Source organism: Xanthobacter luteus, assembly GCF_040049235.1.
Taxonomy (GTDB): domain Bacteria; phylum Pseudomonadota; class Alphaproteobacteria; order Rhizobiales; family Xanthobacteraceae; genus Xanthobacter.
This window is the reverse complement of record NZ_JBDZDO010000004.1, coordinates 379,102-399,360: the sequence shown is the minus strand read 5'-3', so window position 1 is coordinate 399,360 and position 20,259 is coordinate 379,102. Positions and strand designations below refer to the sequence as shown.

Sequence of the window (20,259 nt, the reverse complement as noted above, 5' to 3'; positions counted from 1 at the left end):
GCCCGAAGGAAGATCTGATGTATCGAACCGAAGCGGGCTTCATGGCCAACCCGCGCATTCCCTATGTGATGGCTCACCAGCGCCCGCACCTGGAAGCACCGGACGCCAAGCCGATCATCGTCCATTTCGTGGTCAACATCGAATATTGGCCCTTTGATAAGGCCATGCCGCGCAGGATTCTCACCTCGCCGCACGGGGTCGATCAGATTCCGGACGTGCCGAACTTCTGCTGGGCCGAATACGGCCTTCGGGCCGGCATGTCGCGCATCCTGCGGCTGTTCAGCACGCGCGGCATCGCGGCCTCCGCCAGCCTCAACGCCGGTGTCGCCGATGCCTATCCGGCCTGCGTCGAGGCTGTGCTCGAGGCCGGCTGGGAGCTCATCGGCCACGGTATTCACCAGGCCAGCCTCCAAAGCGCCGAGCACGAGCGCGACGTGGTGGCACAGTCGATCGCCCGGCTCGAGGCCATCAGCGGCCGCAAGGTGCGCGGCTGGCTCAGCCCGGGGCTGCGCGAGAGCGCGGAAACCCCGGACATCCTCGCCGAGCTGGGCCTCGATTATGTCTGCGACTGGGGGGTGGACGACCTGCCCTGCCGGATGACGACCCGGGCCGGCGCGCTGATCGCCATGCCCTATACGCTGGAACTCAACGACAGCGTGATCTACGCCGTGGAGCGGCACCGTTCGGAAGAGATGTTCTCGCGCGTGAGCCTGACGCTGGAATGCCTCACGCGGGAGGCCGGCCGCCATGCCCCGCGCGTGCTCGGCATCGGGCTGCACCCCCACCTCATCGGCGTGCCCCACCGCTTCGTCTATCTGGAGCGGATCGTCGATCTTCTCGCCGGGCACCCGGACGTCTGCTTCATGCCGGGCGCCGCCATCGCCGACTGGTTCTCCGCACAGGTGCGCCCATGACCGCATCGGAGCCCGCCATCCTGGCGGCCTTTCCCGCGCGCTTCGCGCCGGCGCACACGGCCCTGGTCATCATCGACATGCAGAACGATTTCTGCGTGGACGGCTTCGCGGCGAGCGCCGCCGGCCGGCCCCTCGGGGCGGCGCAGGCCATCGTTCCGGCCATCGCCGCGCTGCGCGCGGCGGCGCGCCGGGCGGGCGTCCTCGTCTGCCATGTGGGCTTTTGGACGCTGCCGGGCCACCTCTCGGATTCCGGGCCGTGGCTCGCCCAGCGCCGGCGGTCCGCCTACGCATCGGACCGGATCGCCATCGCCGGGACGCCGGGCGCCGATTTCGTGCCCGCGCTGTCGCCCGTCGACGGAGAGGTGGTGGTCCACAAGCATCGCTACAGCGCGTTCAAGGGCACCGACCTCGACATGGTGCTGCGCGGGCGCGGCATCGCCGCGGTGGCGGTGTGCGGCGTGTCCACCAACGTGTGCGTCGAGAGCACGCTGAGGGATGCGTTCGAGCACGGCTATTACGTGAGCGCCGTGGGCGATGCCTGCGCCTCCTGGGACACCGACCTCCACCACGCCACGTTGCGCAACGTCGAGGCCCGCTTCGGCGTGGTGTCCACCGTCGCCGACCTCGTGCGGTCCTGGGGCGAGGCGCGGCCAATGAAAGGAAACGCCCCATGAAGCAGACCCTCACCGCGGACGCTTCGGCCTTCGCCGCTGGCCTCTCTTATGCGCACCTGCCGCCGGAGGCCGTGCGGATCGCCCGGCGCTGCATCGTCGATGGCCTCGGGGTGATGCTGGCCGGCACCACCCACGAGACGCTGCATGTGGCGCGCCGCTACCTGGAACGCCACGCCGGTCCGCCGGCGGCGCGCGTCGTCGGGGCGGAATTGCGGCTTTCGGCGCCGCAGGCGGCATTCTGGAACGGCCTCGCGGGCCATGCCATGGACTGGGACGACACGCAGCTCGCCGAAGGTCCCGGCCGCCCCTATGGTCTTCTCACCCATCCCACCGTGCCGCCTCTCGCGGCTGCGCTGGCGGTGTCGGAAATCGCCGGGCCGGTCAGCGGAAAGGACTTCATCGCCGCGTTCGCCGGCGGGGTCGAGGTGGAGTGCAAGGTGGCCGAGGCCATCAATCCCGACCATTACAATCTCGGCTTCCACACCAGCGGCACCATCGGCACATTCGGTTCGGCGGTGGCGGCCTCCAAGCTCCTGCGGTTCGATGCGGCTGCGACCGCCAAGGCGATCGGCGGCGCCGCTTCCATGGCGGCGGGCATCCGGGCCAACTTCGGCACCATGGGCAAGCCGATGCATGTGGGCCGCGCCGCCGAGAACGGCGTCACCGCGGCGCTGCTCGTGCGCGAGGGTTTCACCTTCAATGCGGAGGCGCTCGATACCAAGTGGGGCTACCTTGCGGTGGCCGGCCGCGGCGGCGAGCCGGAGCTGGTGATGGGACGCTTCGGCAAGCCCTTCTCGATGGTGACGCCGGGCATCAGCATCAAGCCTTATCCCAGCGGCGTGCTCACCCACCCCTCCATGGACGCCATGAAGGCGCTGATCGCGGAACACGGCCTTTCGCCCGACGAGATCGAGAGCGTGACGCTGTTCGCCGCCAACAACATCCTCCACCCCATCCGCTACGAGATCGCCACCTCGGAACTGGAAGGCAAGTTCTCCATGGCCTTCCTGCTGTCGGCCATCATCCTGCGGGGCACGGCCGGAAAGGCGGAATTCACCGATGCCTTCGTGCGATCGCCGGAGGTTCAGGCCATGCAGCGGCGCGTGCGCACGCAGTTCGATCCCAGGATCGATGCCATGGGCCACGATCGCATCCTCTCGCGCATCGAGGTCGTGACCAAATCCGGGGCGCTGTTCTCACGCATGTCGGACGCGCGCTATCGCGGCGGACCGGCTTATGCGCTCAGCGATGCGGAGCTCGAGGACAAGTTCCGCGCCTGCACCGACGGTGTTCTCCCGGACAGTACCGGGCGCCGCCTGCTCGATGCCGTGTGGCACCTGGAGGAGATGCCCGACGTGAGCGTCCTGCTGGACCTCGCGCGGGACGCCGGTGCGGTACGTGGAGCAGCGCGGGCCGGCTGACGACGCGGGGGCGGCGCCTTGGCGCGCGCCCCCGATTTCAGGCGGGGACGGCGGCGAGGTCCATGAGCATCCGCACGTCCGGAACCGCCTCGAGCTGATCCACCGCTGCGACCAGGCGATCCTCCGCTCCGCAGGACAGGGGCGCTGCGCTCAAGCGGCAATTGCGCCTGAATTTCTCCAGATGCGCCTCGCGCGGCAGCGGATTGAGCGGGTGGCCGAGGATGTGCGTCACCGTCTGCGACAGCCGGCGCCCGTTCTTCAGCCTGATCTCCACCTCGGCGGGGGAGAAGGCGTCGGTGCTGGCGGTGTCGAGTTCCTCCACATGGATGCGCGCAGCGAGACGCCGGGTCTGCCCATCCGCCAGCGCCTGTGCGGTGAAGTCCCCCATGTCGAGACGTCCGCCGCCCAGCATCCGCGCGGCGCAATAGGCCATGCAGAGACGGGCATAATTGGCCGCCATGTCGTCCCGCGGCGGCCGGCCCACGAGCGTGCGCGCCACCGGCGTCAGGCGGATGCGCACGGCCTCGACCGCATCGGCGCAGACGGCATTGTGCGCCACGAGGGCGGCGAGCGCCTCCAGCGCGCCGTGGGTGGCGCGGCCACTGGGGAACGGCTTTTGCGCGAGTTCGGCGATGCGCCAGACCTTGCCGAAGCTCGCCACCACGGGGCCGAGGTCGCGGCCGTCCTCGAACAGTGCGTAATAGCCGAAACGGCCTTCCAGCACCTCGCGCGGGGCCTTCAGACCCTTGGCCGCCAGCGTGCAGGCCTGCAGCGCGTTCCTCGCATTGAAGCCGACCTGCAGGGCGAGCAGCATGGTGCCCTCCTCGTGGGCCTGCATGGAGCCGCACGACTGGGCGAAGGTGGTGCCGAACGCGTTCTGCAGCGTGTCGTCATCAAAGCCGAGGAGCTTGCCGGCGGCCGCGGTGGCGCCGAAGCCGCCGGCGACGCCCGGGCGGAAGAACTTCATGGGCCGCGTTCCGCCAAGGCCGATGGCGCACGCGATGTCCACGCCGGCGATGACGGCCTCCAGAAAATGCGTGCCGGACACCCCGCCCCGGCGCTCAGCGGTTGCGAGCGCCGCCGGCAGCACCGCCGTCATGGCATGGACGACGGCCTTCTCGTGAAGGCCGTCGAACTCGCAATTGTGGATCTGGTAGGCGTTCATGAGCGCCGCCACCGCCTCGGGGTATCGACCGGGGCGCCCGAAGACCCGCGCGTCTTCTCCCGCGCCCCAGGCCGCGGTGCAATCCGCGAGCTCCTGCGCCCATTGGCCGGCACTGCCGGCGATCCCGACGCCGATGCTGTCGAGCACGAACGTCTTTGCGCGTGCCACCACCGCGGCAGAAACATCCGGCAGCCGCACCGCCCTCACGTGGTCTGAAAAGTGTCGTATCGCGTCCATGCTGGATCCCCGCGCAAGAGCGGCCCGCGGCCGCCTGCCAGCGATACATGAGGCCACCCCGAGCCGCATATGCCGGCCGCTTATATCGGGTTTAGGCGGTCGGGCCCTTGCCGTTCGACCTCGAGCCGGCTTCCTCTATTTCGAGGCGTGCAGCCGCCAGGGAGGAACGAGGAACCATGCAGACCGTTGGCAGCGGCCAGTATCAGGAGATCCGCGATGCGGTGCGGGCCTTGTGCGCCGATTTTCCGGCCGAATACCACCGCAAGGTGGACGAGGCGCGGGCCTATCCCGAAGCGTTCGTCGATGCGCTGACCAAGGCCGGCTGGATGGCGGCGCTGATCCCCGAGGACCACGGCGGCTCCGGCCTCGGCCTCACGGAGGCGTCGGTGATCATGGAGGAGATCAACCGGGCGGGCGGAAATTCCGGCGCCTGCCACGGCCAGATGTACAACATGAACACGCTGGTGCGGCACGGCTCGGAAGAACAGCGCCGGAAATACCTGCCGAAGATCGCCGCCGGCGAACTGCGGCTGCAGTCCATGGGCGTCACCGAGCCCACCACCGGCACCGACACCACGAAGATCCGCACCACGGCGGTGCGCAGGGGCGACCGCTATGTCATCAGCGGACAGAAGGTCTGGATCTCGCGGGTCCAGCATTCCGACCTGATGATCCTTTTGGCGCGCACCACGCCGCTCGATCAGGTGCAGAAGAAGTCGGAAGGCCTCTCCATCTTCATCGTGGACATCGCCGAGGCCATGAAGGGTGGCATGCAGGTGCGCCCCATCCCCAACATGGTGAACCACGAGACCAACGAACTGTTCTTCGACAACCTCGAAATCCCCGCCGAGAACCTGATCGGAGAGGAAGGGCAGGGATTCAAGTACATCCTCACCGGCCTCAACGCCGAGCGCACGCTGATCGCCGCCGAATGCATCGGCGACGGTTATTGGTTCATCGACAAGGTGACGGCCTATGCGAAGGAGCGGGTCGTGTTCGGCCGGCCCATCGGCCAGAACCAGGGCGTGCAGTTCCCCATTGCCGAGGCCTTCATCGAGGTGGAGGCGGCGAACCTGATGCGGTTCGAGGCCTGCCGGCTCTATGACGCGCACCAGCTTTGCGGCACCCAGGCCAACATGGCGAAGTACCTTGCCGCCAAGGCCTCGTGGGAGGCGGCCAATGCCTGCCTCCAGTTCCATGGCGGCTTCGGCTTCGCCTGCGAGTATGACATCGAGCGCAAGTTCCGCGAAACGCGCCTCTACCAGGTGGCACCCATCTCCACCAACCTGATCCTGAGCTATGTGGCCGAGCATGTGCTCGACCTGCCGCGATCGTTCTGACGGGGGTCGAAGTTGGAGCCGGCTCCGGTTTTTCCAGCCCCGTTGCCCCTGGCGGGGCATGTGGTCGTCGCCATCGAGCAGGCGGTGGCCGCACCCTTGTGCACCGCCCGCCTCGCGGACGCCGGCGCGAGGGTCATCAAGATCGAGCGCCCGGAAGGGGACTTCGCCCGCGGCTATGACGACGTGGCCAACGGCCAGTCGAGCTATTTCGTCTGGCTCAACCGGGGCAAGGAAAGCCTCGCGGTCGATCTCGCATCGCCCGAGGGCCGGGCGCAGGTCGAGGCGCTCATCGCCAGCGCCGACGTGCTGGTGCAGAATCTGAAGCCCGGCGCGCTGGAACGCCTCGGCCTGGGGCGGGAAATGCTCAGGGCCGCCCATCCGCGCCTCATCATCTGTTCCATCTCGGGCTATGGCGATACGGGTCCTCTGTCCGACCGCAAAGCCTATGACCTGCTGGTGCAGGCCGAGAGCGGGCTCGCCTCGCTCACCGGCGGGCCGGAGGCGCCCGCCCGCGTCGGCATATCGGTGGTGGACATCGCCACCGGCGCCAGCGCCCATGCGGCCATTCTCGAAGCCCTGATCGCCCGCGCCGCGACCGGGCAGGGGGCGGACATCCGCGTCTCCATGTTCGACGTGACGGCGGAATGGCTCACCGTGCCGCTGCTGCAGCACGAGGGTGGAAAGCCGCCGCGCCGGATGGGTCTTGCCCATCCCTCCATCGCGCCCTACGGCGTGTTTGATACGCGCGACGGGCGTCAAATCCTCATCTCAGTGCAGAGCGACCGGGAATGGGCCGCGTTCGCGCGCCACGTGCTCGGGGCGCCGGAGCTTGCGGGCGACCCGCGCTTTGCCACCAACATCGCCCGCTGCGCGAACCGCGCGGAGACCGACACCACCGTCGCGACCGCCTTCGCCGCCCTCGATGCGGCCGTCTCGGCGCAGCGGGTGGAGGCGGCGGGCGTCGCCTTTGCCTTCATCAACGACATGGCAGGGCTCTCGGGCCATCCGCACCTGCGCCGGATCACCGTCGAGACGCCAAACGGCCCGGTCTTCCTGCCGGCGCCTGGCCCGATCTTCGCGGGCGCGCCGCGCACCTACGGCCCCGTTCCCGCCATCGGCAGCGCACCCCTGCTGGGCGACAAGACCCCCTGAGCGAGGCGTCCTGCCTCGTCGTCCGGGCGCGCCGACCGTCTCCGCAGGTCCGTCGGCACAGAGCCGCCGGACGCCCGCGGGGATTGCCGGCGACGGGCCTCGCGCCGCTTCCATTTTGTGCCGCGACGCACGGACAACGACAGAGAAAGCAGGAAACGCCCCGAAGGGCGCTTGCTAACTGTCTGATTTTCTTCGGAAAATTTGGAGCGGGCGAAGGGATTCGAACCCTCGACCCCAACCTTGGCAAGGTTGTGCTCTACCCCTGAGCTACACCCGCATCCATCGGCCGGCGGTGTCCCGCGCGGCAGGTGGGTGTCTATGCCAAAAGCGAAGCGGGAATGCAACAGGCTTTCTGCGCCGCTCCACATCGGCCCCGTCGCCCGGCCCCGTCCCGCGCGGCGGCGCCGGACGGGCCTGCTTATCCCGCCCGCCTTGCCCGGCCGCGCCCCGGACGCTAGAACGGCGCCAACTTTTCCGCACCCTTTTCAGGAGACGGCGGCCCATGGCCCCCTATCAGTACGCCTACCACATGCACGGCATGACCAAGGCCTATCCGGGCGGCAAGAAGGTGCTGGAGAACGTGCACCTGTCCTTCTACCCGGATGCCAAGATCGGCGTGCTCGGCAACAACGGCGCCGGCAAGTCCACCTTGCTGCGCATCATGGCCGGCATCGACAAGGATTTCTCCGGCGAGGCGCGCCCGGCCGAGGGCGTGCGCGTCGGCTACCTGCCGCAGGAGCCGCAGCTCGATCCCTCGAAGAACGTCCGCCAGAACGTGGAAGACGGCGTGGCCAAGCAGAAGGCCATCCTCGAGCGCTACAACGAGCTCGCCATGAACTATTCCGACGAGACCGCGGACGAGATGACGCGGCTCCAGGACGAGATCGAGGCGCAGGGCCTATGGGATCTCGACTCCAAGGTCGAGCAGGCCATGAACGCGCTGGGCTGCCCGCCGGACGACTGGGAGGTGACGCGCCTGTCGGGCGGCGAGCGCCGCCGCGTGGCGCTGTGCCGCCTGCTGCTGGAGCAGCCGGAGCTGCTGCTGCTGGACGAGCCCACCAACCATCTGGACGCCGAGACGGTGAACTGGCTGGAAGGGCACCTGCGCACCTATCCCGGCGCCATCCTGATCGTCACCCACGACCGCTACTTCCTCGACAACGTCACCGGCTGGATCCTGGAGCTCGACCGCGGCCGGGGCATTCCCTATGAGGGCAATTATTCCTCCTGGCTCGGCCAGAAGCAGAAGCGCCTGCACCAGGAGGGCCGCGAGGACGAGGCGCGCCAGCGCGCGCTCGCCCGCGAGCAGGAATGGATCGGCGCCTCCCCCAAGGCGCGCCAGGCCAAGAACAAGGCCCGAATCCAGCGCTACGAGGAATTGCTGCAGCGCGCCTCCGAGCGCCAGCCCTCCGCCACCCAGATCGTCATCCCGGTGGCCGAGCGGCTCGGCCAGAACGTCATCGCCTTCGACCATCTGAGCAAGGCGTTCGGCGACAAGATGCTGATCGACGATCTCTCCTTCAAGCTGCCGCCGGGCGGCATCGTCGGCGTCATCGGCCCGAACGGCGCGGGCAAGACCACCTTGTTCCGCATGATCACCGGCCAGGAGACGCCGGACGCCGGCACCATCGCCATCGGCGAGTCGGTCAAGCTCGGCTATGTGGACCAGAGCCGCGACGCGCTCGACGACAAGAAGACCGTGTGGGAGGAGATCTCCGGCGGCAACGAGGTGATCTATGTGGGCAAGCGCGAGATCCCCTCGCGCGCCTATTGCGCGGCCTTCAACTTCAAGGGCGGCGACCAGCAGAAGAAGGTGGGCATGCTCTCCGGCGGCGAGCGCAACCGCGTCCACCTCGCCAAGGTGCTCCAGCGCGGCGGCAACGTGCTGCTGCTCGACGAGCCCACCAACGACCTCGACGTGGACACCCTGCGCGCGCTGGAAGAGGCGCTGGAGGACTATGCCGGCTGCGCCGTCATCATCTCGCACGACCGCTTCTTCCTGGACCGCATCGCCACCCACATGCTCGCCTTCGAGGGCGACAGCCACGTGGAATGGTTCGAGGGGAATTTCGCGGACTACGAAGAGGACAAGAAGAGAAGGCTCGGGACGGATTCGGTGATCCCGAAGCGGATTCAGTATAAGAAGTTTTCGCGGTGAGGTGAGGGACGCGAGGGGGTGATTTCATTCGCCGCCCCCTTCTGGCGCCTCGGTCATTATTGATATGTATTAATTAAATTATGGATAGTTTATCGGACGCATTGATATATGTATAAACTTCAGAGACTTCAATCTGGATTATTGATATGGCAAGATTTTCGAAAATCTGTAAGAAACGTATTTTTTTATACTTCGTACCCGGACTTTCCGTACTCTACACACGGTGGAACTATTTTTGTAGTTTATTGCGATAAAAAGTGCTACGCAATAACGTGTAGGCATGTGCTTAAAGACTTCAATTGGAGTCAGATTGCGATCACTAATAGGCGTGGCGGGCGATGGCTCGCTGGTGTTGATGCGGTAATTTTGGCATCTAACCCGCAAGCTTATGCTGTCGATTCCGAAATTCTCGATGTTGCAGTTTTGGAATTGAGCGACAATGAAGGTATCTCATTTTTTTCTGATAATTTATACGTGATTGATGGAAATACGGTTTGTCGTAGTCAGTTTGGAGACGCGTTGTCGATCTATGGATCTCTGAAGAGAAATAGTTTTTTCTCGAATGATGCAATGCTGCCGACCTATGTGTCGATTTATGGTGTTGATTTTCCTGAATCTAGTCACGATCTGACGTTACGATGTGCTCGAGCTAACGTAAATAATCCAGAGATAGTTGATTTAATAGGTCTAAGTGGAAGTCCAGTTTACAATCTGAGTCGTTCAGGTTTGTCTGGAATGGTTGTTCGGGCTGGTATTAAGGATTGTATTGCTACATTTTGGTATATTGATATATATGATATAATGCAGTTGTTGTGCGCTGCTCATCGTGGCGAATCGGCTTTGAAGTATAACAAGGGTGTAATTTTTGTTTCGCGTTCTGTTTCGCCGGGGACTAGTTGGTTGGGTTCCCAAAATTGGCGCCGGTAAGTCGTGCGTGTTAGCCGTCGCTGTAAGGGTCGGACCTCCACGGGCCGCACGCGCAATAGTCGCGCCACCCCAGCTTGCCACCTTCTCCCCCATCCGCAAGCCCCCGCGCCCCGGCCGACTGTAACGCAGCGTAGCGCAGTGGAAGGAGAGCCGGGGCCCAGCGCAAGAGACCGCCGAAGGCGCTGCTGAAACCAGACGCCCTCAGGTTTTGCCCGCTACGCGGAATTTTCCCCTGGGCCCCGGATCGGCGCTCCGGCTGCGCCGTCGCTTGTCCGGGGCGCGCTCCGGCTGCGCCGTCGCCGGGCCGGGGAGCCGGGCTTACGGGAGCAAGTCCTCCGCGAGGTCGCGCCAGTGGGGATTGAGGCGCTCGATGAGGACGAGCTTCCAGGCGCGGCGCCATGCCTTCAGGCGGCGCTCGTGGGCGCGGGCGGCGTCGAGGTCGTCGAACAGGTCCACATGCACGAGGCGATGCACCCCATACTGCCGGGTGAAGCCCGGAACCGCGCCGGAGCGATGCTCGGACAGGCGGCGGGCGATGTCGTTCGTGACGCCCACATAGAGCGTGCCGTTGCGCCTGCTGGCGAGGATGTAGACGGCGAAGCCGGACATGAAGGGCGGGCTAGCATGGCGGCGGATCGGCACGCGATGGTTGTCCCACTTGCGCCCCGGCCGACTGTAACGCAGCGTAGCGCAGTGGAAGGAGAGCCGGGGCCCAGCGCAAGAGATCGCCGCAGGCGCTTCTGAACCCTGGCGTTCTCAGATATTGCCCCGCTGCGCGGAATTTTCCGCCAGCCCCCGGATCGGCGCTCCGGCTATGCCGTCGCTTGTCCGGGAGCGCGTGGGCTGGCGACCGTCGCGGGCGGCCCTTATCCCACCTTCTCCTTCAGCCACACCTTGATCAGCGACTGATAGGGCACGTCCCGCTTGTTCGCCTCCACCTTGATCCGCTCCAGGAGCGAGACCGGCAGGCGCAGGGAGATGGATTTGGTGGAGGGCTTCAGGTTCGGGAACCGCGCCCGCGCCGCCGTGGACAGATCGAGATGGTCCGCGCTGTCGTGGCTCTCCCAGAACCGACGCTCCTCAACCTCGTCGGCGAAGGCGGGGATGGGCTTAAGCTTCTTGGCCATAACGCTCCCTCTCCTTCCGGCTCATAGCCCGGGCGGAAATCACCCGGATCGGCGTGCCGTCGTCCCGCAGGGTGAATGCGATGTGCAGCAAGCGGCCGGCATCGGTCCGCCCGAACGCATGAAGCCGAAGCTCCGCGCCGCTGTGCCGCGCGTCGGCCAATAAAAGCAGAGGCTCGTTGGCGAACACCTCCTCCGCCTCGCTCTGGCTCACGGCATGCTTGTCGACGCTTTTGCGGGCGTTGCCGTCGTCCCATTGGAAGCCGACAATGCGGTCGAAATCGAGCATGGACGTATATTGTCAGCATATACAGGACGGTCAAGCGTGGGCGGCGCCGGAAGCGCCCGCGCGCCCCGGCCGACTGTAACGCAGCGTAGCGCAGGGAAAGAAGAGCCGGGGCCCAGCGCAAGCACCCGCCACAGGCGCTTCCGAACCCCACCGCCCTCAGGCATTGCCCCGCTGCGCGGGAGTCCTGCGCCAGCCCCCGGATCGGCGCTCCACCTTCGGTGTCGCTTGTCCGGGGAACGGCGCCGGCTGCGCCGGCGCTCGGCCGGGGAGCGGCTTCGGGCTCCGACTGCGCGGCCGTAGTTCCAGGACCCGCCCGCGCGCCCCGGCCGACTGCAACGGAGCGGCAGCGCAGTGGAAGGAGAGCCGGGGCCCAGCGCAAGGGACCGCCGCAGGCGCTTCTGAACCGCGCCGCCCTCGGAAATCGCCCGCGCCACGCAAGTCTTGCGCTGGCCCCCCTTCCGAAACCCCTTCCCCTCACGCCGCCCCCTCACGCCGCCCTCTTCGCCCCGATCAGCGTGTTGGCGTCCAGCCCCCATGCCTCCACCAGGGCGCGGATCATCGCCTTGGACAGCTCGCGCTTGCCGCCCAGCACCTCCGCCGCCCGGCTCGACGAGCCGAGCAGTCGGGCGAGGTCGGCCTGGGTGAGGCCGCGATTGTCCATGGACGCCTCAAGGTAGGCGACGGGATCGAGTGGAACGTCCGGCACCTGCTCGGCCTCGTAGGCCATCACGAGGATGGTGATGAGATCCAGCTCCTCGCTCGCCTCCGCGTCCGGCGCGGCGAGCAATTCGTCCATGCGCGCCACCGCCGCCTGATACTGCGCCTCGGTGCGGATCGGCTTCGGCGCGAAGATGGTCTTGGCGGCCATGGTCAGATCCTTCTTGCGTCCATGCGATCATAAGCGGCGTGGGTGCCCACGAAGCGGATGTAGAGGCGCCCCTTCGCCAGCAGGCACAGCACCACCAGGCGGTACTTGTTGCCGCCAATGTTGAACCCCACCCGGTTGTCGCCCACCGTGTCGGCGCTGCGGGCATAGGCCTTGATGTCGTGCAGGGTGCGCCAGTCGGCGCGCTCGGCATCCTTCAGCCACGCCCGAAGCGGCAGCTCGGCATCGGGATGAAGGCGCCAGAAGTCCTGAAGCGTCTTCTTCTTGATGACGTGCATGCTCCTTTATACTCCCAAAATGGGAGCGCGAGAAGCCGCGCTGGCCGAGATCATCCGCCCTACTTCCCCACCTCCCTGATCTCCGCCGGCCGCTGGTTGATGGTGGTCCCCGTGGCGTCGGGGATGAATTCCATCGGCACGGCGAACGTCCGCCCGCAGGCGGCGACGGTCCAGGTCTCGCGCCAGGGCCCGGCCTGCGGGGGCCGGCCGGGGCCGGGCGCGAGGCCGAAGCCTTCGAAGCTGGTGTCGGTCACCAGCATGTCCTTGCAGTCCGCCGGGGCGCGGGTGCCGGCGCCGACGAAGGCGTACATCAAAGCGTCGCGCTGGAGCACGACGTCGGCGCGGGTGGTGCCGGGCAGCGTCACCAGCGTGCGCACGCCCTCGCGGTCCGCCACGAACAGGATGTTGACGATGCGCTCCGCGCCGCAGCCGGAGACCGGGTAGCGCACCCACCAGGAGCCGGAGACCGGCATGCCGCGCCCGTCGAACGCCACGTCCTGGCGCAGCGTTGCGCTGATCTTGCCGTCGGTGAGGCTGGGGCAGTCCGGCAGCACCGCCTTGGGCACCCTCGCCCAGGCCTTCGCCAGCAAGGCGCGGTAGGCGTCCGAATAAAGGAAGCGCTGGAACCGCTCGGGGTCGGTCGTCGCCCCGGCCGGCGGCGCGGCGAGCGCCAGGGCGGCCGCGAGGAAGCCGGCCGCGAGGCGGGCGGCGCCGCGGCGGCCGGCCACGGAAAGGCAGGAAAGGCCGAAGCCCGCGTCGCGCATGGGGCACCGCACGGTCCCGGCCGCGCCGGAAGGCGCGGTCGCATTCGTTTGCCATACCACCGATGCGGGCGCGCCGCCATCGCCCGCCGCCTGTCGCGCCGCGCGGCCTTTGCTATAAGGAGCCACGCCCCGCCAGGCCCGCGAAGGAGCCCCCATGGCCGACTGGAACCCCGCCCAGTATCTGAAGTTTGAGGACGCGCGCACCCGCCCGGCGCGCGATTTGCTCGCCCAGGTGCCGGACCTGCCGGACTGCGCTCCGGATCTGGCGCCCGATCTGGTGCCGGAGGCGGCGCCGGCCCTGGTGGTGGACCTCGGCTGCGGGCCGGGCAATTCCACCGAGCTCCTGGCGGCGCGCTTCCCCGAGGCCGAGATCCTCGGCCTCGACACCTCGCCGGACATGATCGCCGCCGCCCGCGCGCGCCTGCCGGGCGCGCGGTTCGCGCTCGCCGATGCCGCCACCCTGACGCTGCCGCGGCCGGCGGCGCTGATCTATGCCAATGCGGTGCTGCAATGGGTGCCGGACCATGCGCGCCTGCTGCCGCGCCTGATGTCGCTGCTCGCGCCCGGCGGTGTGCTGGCGGTGCAGATGCCGGACACCCTGGAGGAGCCCGCCCACGTGGCGATGCGCGAGACCGCGCTCACCGGCCCCTGGGGCGACACGCTGCGCGACGCCGCCGGCGCGCGCACCCCGCTGCCGGCGCCGGGCGCCTATTACGATCTGCTCATCCCCCATGCCGCCCGCGTGGACATCTGGCACACCATCTACAACCACCCGCTCGACGGCGTCGGCGCCATCGTCGACTGGATGAAGGGCGCGGGGCTGCGCCCGTTCATCGATCCGCTGGAGGGCGACGCCCGCGCCCAGTTCCTGGAGGAATATCAGGCGCGCCTGCCCGCGGCCTATCCGGCGCGGGCGGACGGCAAGGTGCTGCTCGCCTTCCCGCGCCTGTTCATCGTCGCGACGGCGCGCTAGGAGGCGCGTTGCCCGACCGCGTCGGCTGGCGCCATTCGGCCCCGCGCCGGTCGCGCGGCGCGGCGCGGGCCGCTATAGAGGGGCGGTCAGATTGCGCCCGAGGTGATCCCATGTCCGAGACCGACCTGCCCGAAACGGACGAGGTGACGCTGGCGCTGCCCCGCGCCGCCGCGCTGGTGGCGTTCGATTTCATCGCCCGCCTGGTGGACGAGCAGGACCCCGAGGCGCAGAGCGCGCTGTTCGACGACCCGGCCGAGCCCGCCGCTTTGTGGACCCTGGTGGCCGCCTTCGAGCAGGTGCTGAACGAGCCGTTCGCGGAAGATTATCGCGCGGTGCTGGACGAGGCCCGGCGCAAGGTGCTCCAGACCCTGACCGACGGGTCCTGAGCGGCCGGCCTCACGCCCAGGGCAGGAGCCGGCGGCGCAGCCGCGCCTCCATGCGGGCGAAGGCACCGGGATCGTCGAGGGCGCGCGCCAGCACCAAAGCGCCCTGGATGGCGGCCACCGCCTCCTCGGCCAGGTCCGCCGCTTCGGCGGGGTCGTGCCCGGCGCGGGCGAGCGCGTCGGCGAGCGCGTCGCGCCAGCGGGCGAAGTAGCCATGCACCGCCGCGGCGAAGCGCGAGCGCACGTCGCCGAGCGCGAACAGGCCCACGAGACAGACGCGGCGACCGGACCGGAAATAGGCGGATATGTCCGCCAGCATCGCCGCCACGGCAGCCCGCGGGTCCTCGCCCGCGCGCAGGGGCTGGAACACATGGGCCTCGAACCAGCCGTCGATTTCCGCCAGCACGGCGCGCGCCATCTCCTCCTTCCCGCCGGGGAAGAAATGGTAGAGGCTGCCCTTGCCGAGCCCGGTCCGCTCGGTGATGAGGGCGAGGCTCGCGCCCTCGAAACCGTACTCGCGGAACACTTCGCCGAGCGCCGGCAGGACGTCCGCCCGCTCCATCACCATGCGCGCCATCTTGCCCTTCGCCTACATCCCCAGCTCTTCGAGACCGGGATGATCGGCCGGACGCGGGCCGAGGGGCCAGAGGAATCTGCGCTCGCCCTCTGTGATCGCCACGTCGTTGATCGACGCCTCGCGCCGGCGCATCAGGCCGTTCCCGTCGAACTCCCACTGCTCGTTGCCGTAGGAGCGGAAAAAGGCGCCGGCGGCGTCGCGCCACTCATACTGGAAGCGCACCGCGATGCGGTTGTCCTTGAGACCCCAGAGCTCCTTGATGAGGCGATAGTCGAGCTCCGTCGCCCACTTGCGAGCGAGGAAGGCGACGATGGCGGGGCGCCCGGCGAGGAATTCCGAGCGGTTGCGCCACCGGCTGTCCGGCGTATAGGCGAGCGCGACGCGCTCCGGATCGCGACTGTTCCAGGCGTCCTCGGCGAGGCGCACCTTGGCGGCGGCGCTCTCCGGCGTGAAGGGGGGCAAAGGCGGGCGTTGGGTCATGGCGGCTCCTGTACCGATCGGTTTTAATTTTACCGATTGGTACAGAATTGATTGACCCCGTCAAGGGCTCCCAAACGGGCCCTCACTCCGCCGCGCGCGGCATGCCCGGACGCATGGGCTGGTGCGGCGCCTCGCCGTGGTCGTCCGGCCCCGCGCCCGCCTCGGGCGCCTCGTCGCGGGCGCCGACGAAGCGGCCGAACACGTGGCCAAGGAAGCGGCTGACGTCGTCCATCACCGAGAACACCGCCGGCACGAACACCAGCGACAGCACGGTGGAGGTGATGAGCCCGCCGATCACGGCGATCGCCATGGGGGCGCGGAAGGAGCCGCCCTCGCCCAGGGCCAGCGCCGAGGGCACCATGCCCGCCACCATGGCGATGGTGGTCATGACGATCGGCTGCGCCCGCTTGTGGCCGGCCTCCATCAGCGCCGTGGTGCGGTCCATGCCCTGCGCCATGGCCTCGATGGCGAAATCCACCAGCAGGATGGCGTTCTTGGTGACGATGCCCATCAGCATCAGGAAGCCGATCACCACCGGCAGCGAGATCGAATTGTCGGTGATGAGCAGGGCGATGAACGCGCCGCCCACGGACAGCGGCAGCGAGATCAGGATGGTGATGGGCTGCAGCACGTCGTGGAACAGCAGCACCAGCACGGCGAGCACCATCATCAGGCCCGCCGCCATCGCCATGGCGAAGCCGGAGAACACCTCCTCCATGATCTCGGCGTCACCCGCCTCCTTCAGCGTCACGCCGGCGGGCAGGTTGCGCGCCGCGGGCAAGGCCTTCACCTTCTCCAGCGCCGCGCCGAGCGGCGTCGCGCCGACCAGGTCCGCCTCCACGGCCACACGCCGCGCGCGGTCGTAGCGGTCGAGCGCGGTCGGGCCCTTGCCGAAGGTGACGGTGGCCACCGCGGAGAGCGGCACCGCGGCGCCGGAGGCGGTGGGCACCTTCAGCGCGTCGAAGGTGGCGAGCCGCGTGCGGGCGCGCTCGTCGAGCTGCACCCGGATGTCGATCTGCCGGTCCTTGGCGGAGAACTTGGCGAGGTTGGCGGAAATGTCGCCGATGGTGGCGATGCGCACGGTCTCGGCGATGGTGTCCACCGAGACGCCGAGGTCCGCCGCCTCGTCGAGCTTCGGCACGATGCGGATCTCCGGCCGGTCGAGGGCGGCCGAGGACACCACGTTGGCGAGTTCCGGCACCTGGTCGCGCATCTGCTTTTCGAGCGCGAGCGCGGCGGTCTCCACCGCTGCGCCGTCGCTGCCGGAGAGGATCACCTGGAAGCCGCGCTGCGCGTTCTGGCCGTCGCGACTCCAGGTGAAGCGCAGATCGGGGATGGCGGCGAGCGGCGCGTGCAGCGCGCTCTCGAAGCTCTTCTGGTCGATGTCGCGCTCGGCGCGGGGCCTCAGGTTCACGACGATCTGCGCCTTGCGCACCTCGCCGGCGACCATGGACAGGCCGCCCTGCCCGCCGGCGCCGGCGGTGGCGTAGACGCTGCGCACCTCGGGCCGCGCCAGCATCATCTGCGTGATGCGGTCCGCCGCGCGCTGGGTCTCGGCCAGCGTCGTGCCCGGCGGCAGCTCGATGGACAGCATGGAGCGCGAGATGTCGTTGGTGGGCAGGAAGCCGGAGGGCAGCAGCGTCGACAGGAAGACCGAGCCGACGAAGATGGCGAGCCCCATGGCGATGGTCACGAGGCGGTGCCGCACCGACCAGGCGAGCAGGCGCTGATAGCCGCGCATGGCGAGCCCGTCCTTGTGGACGTGGCCGCTGTCGCGCAGGAAATAGGCGGCGAGCAGCGGCGTGATGAGCCGCGCCACGGCGAGCGAGAACAGCACCGCGATCGCCACCGTGATGCCGAATTGCTTGAAGTACTGCCCGGCGATGCCGCCCATGAAGGACACCGGCGCGAACACCGCGACGATGGTGAGGGTGGTCGCCACCACCGCGAGGCCGATCTCGTCCGCCGCCTCGATGGCGGCGCGGTAGGGCGACTTTCCCTGCCGCATGTGGCGCACGATGTTCTCGATCTCGACGATGGCGTCGTCCACCAGGATGCCGGTGACGAGGGTGATGGCCAGCAGGCTCACCCCGTTGAGCGAGAAGCCGAGCAGGTCCATCACCCAGAAGGTGGGCAGGATCGACAGCGGGATCGCGAGCGTGGTGATGAGCGTCGCCCGGAAGTCGCGCAGGAACAGGAACACCACGATCACCGCCAGCACCGCGCCCTCGATCAGGGTGTGCATGGCGGACCGGTAGTCCGACTTGGTGTAGCGCACCGTGGTGTCGATCTCGGTGATGGTCACGTCCGGATAGGCGCCGCGCAGCGTCGCCAGGTCCTTCTCCACCCGGTCGTAGACGTTGACGTCCGAGAACCCCTTGGCGCGGTAGACGCCGAACGCGACCACGCTCTTGCCGTCGAGGCGGGCGAAGACGCGCGGCTCGGCCGCCCCGTCGCTCACCGTGCCGAGGTCCTTCAGGCGCACCGAGCGGCCGTTGGAGAGCGCGATGCGGGTGTCGGCGAGCTCCTCGACGCTGGCGGCGCCCGCCAGCGTGCGGATCGACTGCTCCTGCGTGCCCACCTCGCCGCGTCCGCCGGACACGTCGAGATTGGTGGCGCGCAGCTGCCGGCTCACGTCGGCCGCGGTGACGCCGAGCGCCATCAGCCGGTCGGGATCGAGCGCGACCCGGATCTCGCGGTCGACGCCGCCCTCGCGCTTGACCTGGGCGACGCCGCGCACGCCCTGGAGCGCGCGCGCCAGCGTGTCGTCCACGAACCAGGACAGCGCCTCGGGCGTCATGGCGGGCGAGGACACCGCGAAGGTGACGATGGGCAGGCCCTCGATGTCGACGCGCTGGATCAGCGGCTCGTCGATGGCGCGCGGCAGCTCGCTGCGGATCTTGGTGACGGCGTCGCGGGTGTCGTTCACCGCCCGGTCCACCAGCGTCTCCAGGTGGAACTCCACCGTGGTCACGCTGGTGCCCTCGGAGATCGAGGAGGTGATGTGCTTCACCCCGGCGACGCCGGCGATGGCGTTCTCCACCTTCTTGGTCACCTGGGTCTCGAGCTCGCTCGGCGCGGCGCCCGCCTGGGTGACCGTGACCATGACGATGGGCACGTCGATGTTGGGCATCTGCGTCACCGGCAGCGAGCGGAAGTGCACGATGCCGAGCGCGGTGAGAATGACGAACAAAACGAGCGAGGGGACCGGCTTGCGGATCGCCCAGGCGGAGACGTTGAGAGCCATCAGCGCACCTCGTTCGCGGCGGTCTCGACCGGGTTCACGCGATCGCCGTCGCGCAGGAAGCCGCCGGCACGCGCCACCACCTGTTCGGTGCCCGAGAGCCCTTGGGTGACCAGCACCCGCCCGGCGTTCTTGAGCGCCACCGTGACGGGGCGGCGGGAGACCGTGCCGTCGTCCACCCGCAGCACATAGGCGCCGGCGGCATCGAACATGACCGCCGACTGGGGCAGCGAATATCCGCTCCTGGTGCCGAGCGCGATCACGCCGCGCCCGTAGGCGCCGGGCTTGAGGCGGGGATCGGCCGGCAGCGCGATCTTCACCCTGCCGAGACGGGTGGACTTGTCCACCTCCGCGGAGACCAGCCGCACCGTTCCGGCGAGCGGCGCCTCGAAGCCGGCGGGCGTCACCGCGGCGCTCAGGCCGACCTTCATGCGCGGCATGGCGTCCTCCGGCACTTCGGCGTCGAGGTCGATGGCGCCGTCCTGGGCGATGCGGAACAGCGGCTCGCCGCGCGCCGACAAGGCGATGGCGCCGAGCCGCGCGGTGCGGGCGAGGACGACGCCGGAGGCCGGGGCGCGCACGTCGGTGCGCTTAAGCCTGACCTCGACCTCGTCGCGCTGGGCCTTCACGAACACTTCCTCGGCCTCGGCGGCGGTCAGCGCCTCGCGGGCGGCCGCCACCTGGGCGCGCGCGACCTTCACGGCCCGCTCGCGCTCGTCCAGGGTCTCCTGGGAGGCGGTGCCGGTCTTGCGCAGCTGGCGCGTGCGCTCCACCGCGGCGCTGGCCTCGGTCTCCTGGGCCAGCACCTGATCGAGCGCGGCGCGCTGCTGGGCGATGGCGGCGCGGGCCTTGGCGGCGCTCGCGGTGTTCTGGGCGAGCTGGGTCTCCAGCACCTCGCGGGACAGGCGGGCGAGCACCTGCCCCTTCGCCACGCTGTCGCCGACCTCGACCAGGATCTCCATCAGGCGGTAGCCCTCGATCTCCGGGCCTACCTCGATCTCCTCGCGCGGCAGCAGCGATCCGGTGACCAGCAGCGTCTCGGTGACCTCGTCCTCAACCGGCCGCACGACCGTGACGCTGAGGGCGGTCGGCGCGGCGCCGGTGGAAGCCTCGGCCCGCGCGCGCGGGGCTGCGGCGCCGGCGGCAAGCGTGGCCAAACCGAGGACGAGGAAAGCGGAAGCGACGGCGCGGGCCATGACGGGACGGACTTTCGACGGTGAGGGCGGCGCAACATGGTGGCGAACGACGGCAATCCCGTGGCCGGACGCGCGCG

The 20,259-nt window shown here is 68.6% G+C and carries 20 protein-coding genes and 1 tRNA gene; 9 read left to right on the top strand and 12 right to left on the bottom strand.

The genetic code is table 11. From position 1 onward, the window contains the following. Positions 1 to 17 precede the first annotated feature (17 nt). From ABLE88_RS15210 to ABLE88_RS15200, 3 genes are read left to right on the top strand one after another with little or no spacing between them, the layout of a single operon-like run. Positions 18 to 914 (top strand): polysaccharide deacetylase family protein, encoded by an 897-nt coding sequence (locus ABLE88_RS15210; RefSeq protein WP_348832524.1) that lies wholly within the window; start codon positions 18 to 20, stop codon positions 912 to 914. Beyond that, positions 911 to 1,588: a cysteine hydrolase family protein gene (locus ABLE88_RS15205; protein ID WP_348832523.1), complete on the top strand. Its 678-nt coding sequence runs from the start codon at positions 911 to 913 to the stop codon at positions 1,586 to 1,588. Before ABLE88_RS15210 ends, ABLE88_RS15205 begins: the two co-directional genes overlap by 4 nt. Next, complete coding sequence (locus tag ABLE88_RS15200; protein WP_348832522.1) at positions 1,585 to 3,009, top strand: MmgE/PrpD family protein; 1,425 nt, start codon at positions 1,585 to 1,587, stop codon at positions 3,007 to 3,009. The genes ABLE88_RS15205 and ABLE88_RS15200 overlap by 4 nt, the downstream gene beginning before the upstream one ends. Before the next feature lie 37 nt (positions 3,010 to 3,046). On the opposite strand, the gene ABLE88_RS15195 is transcribed toward ABLE88_RS15200, so the two are convergent. Next, positions 3,047 to 4,411 (bottom strand): MmgE/PrpD family protein, encoded by a 1,365-nt coding sequence (locus tag ABLE88_RS15195; RefSeq protein WP_348832521.1) that lies wholly within the window; start codon positions 4,409 to 4,411, stop codon positions 3,047 to 3,049. A gap of 176 nt (positions 4,412 to 4,587) precedes the next feature. Here ABLE88_RS15195 and ABLE88_RS15190 point away from each other — a divergent pair, with 176 nt between their 5' ends. Together ABLE88_RS15190 and ABLE88_RS15185 are read left to right on the top strand one after the other, a co-directional pair. Next, complete coding sequence (locus ABLE88_RS15190) at positions 4,588 to 5,751, top strand: acyl-CoA dehydrogenase family protein (RefSeq protein WP_348832520.1); 1,164 nt, start codon at positions 4,588 to 4,590, stop codon at positions 5,749 to 5,751. Positions 5,752 to 5,811: 60 nt separating this feature from the next. Then, positions 5,812 to 6,903 (top strand): CaiB/BaiF CoA transferase family protein, encoded by a 1,092-nt coding sequence (locus tag ABLE88_RS15185; protein ID WP_348832519.1) that lies wholly within the window; start codon positions 5,812 to 5,814, stop codon positions 6,901 to 6,903. 202 nt (positions 6,904 to 7,105) lie between these two features. Here the strand turns inward: ABLE88_RS15185 and ABLE88_RS15180 are convergent. Continuing rightward, positions 7,106 to 7,180 (bottom strand) — tRNA-Gly (locus ABLE88_RS15180). A 225-nt stretch (positions 7,181 to 7,405) separates the two neighbouring features. On the opposite strand from ABLE88_RS15180, the gene ettA reads away from it, so the two are divergent. After that, positions 7,406 to 9,061, top strand: a complete 1,656-nt coding sequence (gene ettA, locus ABLE88_RS15175; RefSeq protein WP_348832518.1) for an energy-dependent translational throttle protein EttA — start codon at positions 7,406 to 7,408, stop codon at positions 9,059 to 9,061. Between the two features lie 282 nt (positions 9,062 to 9,343). Continuing rightward, positions 9,344 to 9,988, top strand: a complete 645-nt coding sequence (locus ABLE88_RS15170; RefSeq protein WP_348832517.1) for a hypothetical protein — start codon at positions 9,344 to 9,346, stop codon at positions 9,986 to 9,988. A gap of 318 nt (positions 9,989 to 10,306) precedes the next feature. Here the strand turns inward: ABLE88_RS15170 and ABLE88_RS15165 are convergent, their stop codons facing one another. The 6 genes from ABLE88_RS15165 to ABLE88_RS15140 form a co-directional block, all read right to left on the bottom strand. Continuing rightward, positions 10,307 to 10,597 carry a GIY-YIG nuclease family protein gene (locus ABLE88_RS15165; RefSeq protein WP_348832516.1) on the bottom strand — a complete coding sequence of 97 codons (291 nt, stop codon included), beginning with the start codon at positions 10,595 to 10,597 and terminating at the stop codon, positions 10,307 to 10,309. A 257-nt stretch (positions 10,598 to 10,854) separates the two neighbouring features. After that, entirely contained in the window at positions 10,855 to 11,115 is a 261-nt protein-coding gene (locus ABLE88_RS15160; RefSeq protein ID WP_348832515.1) for a BrnA antitoxin family protein, read from the bottom strand. Beyond that, on the bottom strand, positions 11,099 to 11,401 hold the full coding sequence (locus tag ABLE88_RS15155; protein WP_348832514.1) for a BrnT family toxin: 303 nt from the start codon (positions 11,399 to 11,401) through the stop codon (positions 11,099 to 11,101). Before ABLE88_RS15155 ends, ABLE88_RS15160 begins: the two co-directional genes overlap by 17 nt. A gap of 487 nt (positions 11,402 to 11,888) precedes the next feature. Continuing rightward, positions 11,889 to 12,269, bottom strand: coding sequence for a helix-turn-helix domain-containing protein (locus tag ABLE88_RS15150; protein ID WP_348832513.1), 381 nt, complete (start codon positions 12,267 to 12,269; stop codon positions 11,889 to 11,891). Positions 12,270 to 12,271: 2 nt separating this feature from the next. After that, complete coding sequence (locus ABLE88_RS15145) at positions 12,272 to 12,565, bottom strand: type II toxin-antitoxin system HigB family toxin (protein ID WP_348832512.1); 294 nt, start codon at positions 12,563 to 12,565, stop codon at positions 12,272 to 12,274. A gap of 59 nt (positions 12,566 to 12,624) precedes the next feature. Then, entirely contained in the window at positions 12,625 to 13,329 is a 705-nt protein-coding gene (locus ABLE88_RS15140; protein ID WP_348832511.1) for a hypothetical protein, read from the bottom strand. A 154-nt stretch (positions 13,330 to 13,483) separates the two neighbouring features. On the opposite strand from ABLE88_RS15140, the gene tam reads away from it, so the two are divergent. Further along, on the top strand, positions 13,484 to 14,302 hold the full coding sequence (gene tam / locus ABLE88_RS15135; protein ID WP_348832510.1) for a trans-aconitate 2-methyltransferase: 819 nt from the start codon (positions 13,484 to 13,486) through the stop codon (positions 14,300 to 14,302). 110 nt (positions 14,303 to 14,412) lie between these two features. After that, on the top strand, positions 14,413 to 14,688 hold the full coding sequence (locus ABLE88_RS15130; protein WP_348832509.1) for a hypothetical protein: 276 nt from the start codon (positions 14,413 to 14,415) through the stop codon (positions 14,686 to 14,688). Between the two features lie 10 nt (positions 14,689 to 14,698). Here the strand turns inward: ABLE88_RS15130 and ABLE88_RS15125 are convergent, their stop codons facing one another. The 4 genes from ABLE88_RS15125 to ABLE88_RS15110 all read right to left on the bottom strand — a co-directional run bounded on the left by ABLE88_RS15125 (position 14,699) and on the right by ABLE88_RS15110 (position 20,182). Next, positions 14,699 to 15,262: a TetR/AcrR family transcriptional regulator gene (locus ABLE88_RS15125; protein WP_348832508.1), complete on the bottom strand. Its 564-nt coding sequence runs from the start codon at positions 15,260 to 15,262 to the stop codon at positions 14,699 to 14,701. A 12-nt stretch (positions 15,263 to 15,274) separates the two neighbouring features. Then, positions 15,275 to 15,742: a nuclear transport factor 2 family protein gene (locus tag ABLE88_RS15120; RefSeq protein WP_348832507.1), complete on the bottom strand. Its 468-nt coding sequence runs from the start codon at positions 15,740 to 15,742 to the stop codon at positions 15,275 to 15,277. Positions 15,743 to 15,824: 82 nt separating this feature from the next. Next, the gene (locus tag ABLE88_RS15115) at positions 15,825 to 18,989 is read right to left on the bottom strand and encodes an efflux RND transporter permease subunit (protein ID WP_348832506.1); all 3,165 of its coding nucleotides are present in this window, start codon (positions 18,987 to 18,989) and stop codon (positions 15,825 to 15,827) included. Then, positions 18,989 to 20,182 (bottom strand): efflux RND transporter periplasmic adaptor subunit, encoded by a 1,194-nt coding sequence (locus ABLE88_RS15110; protein ID WP_348832505.1) that lies wholly within the window; start codon positions 20,180 to 20,182, stop codon positions 18,989 to 18,991. The genes ABLE88_RS15115 and ABLE88_RS15110 overlap by 1 nt, the downstream gene beginning before the upstream one ends. Positions 20,183 to 20,259: the final 77 nt, after the last annotated feature.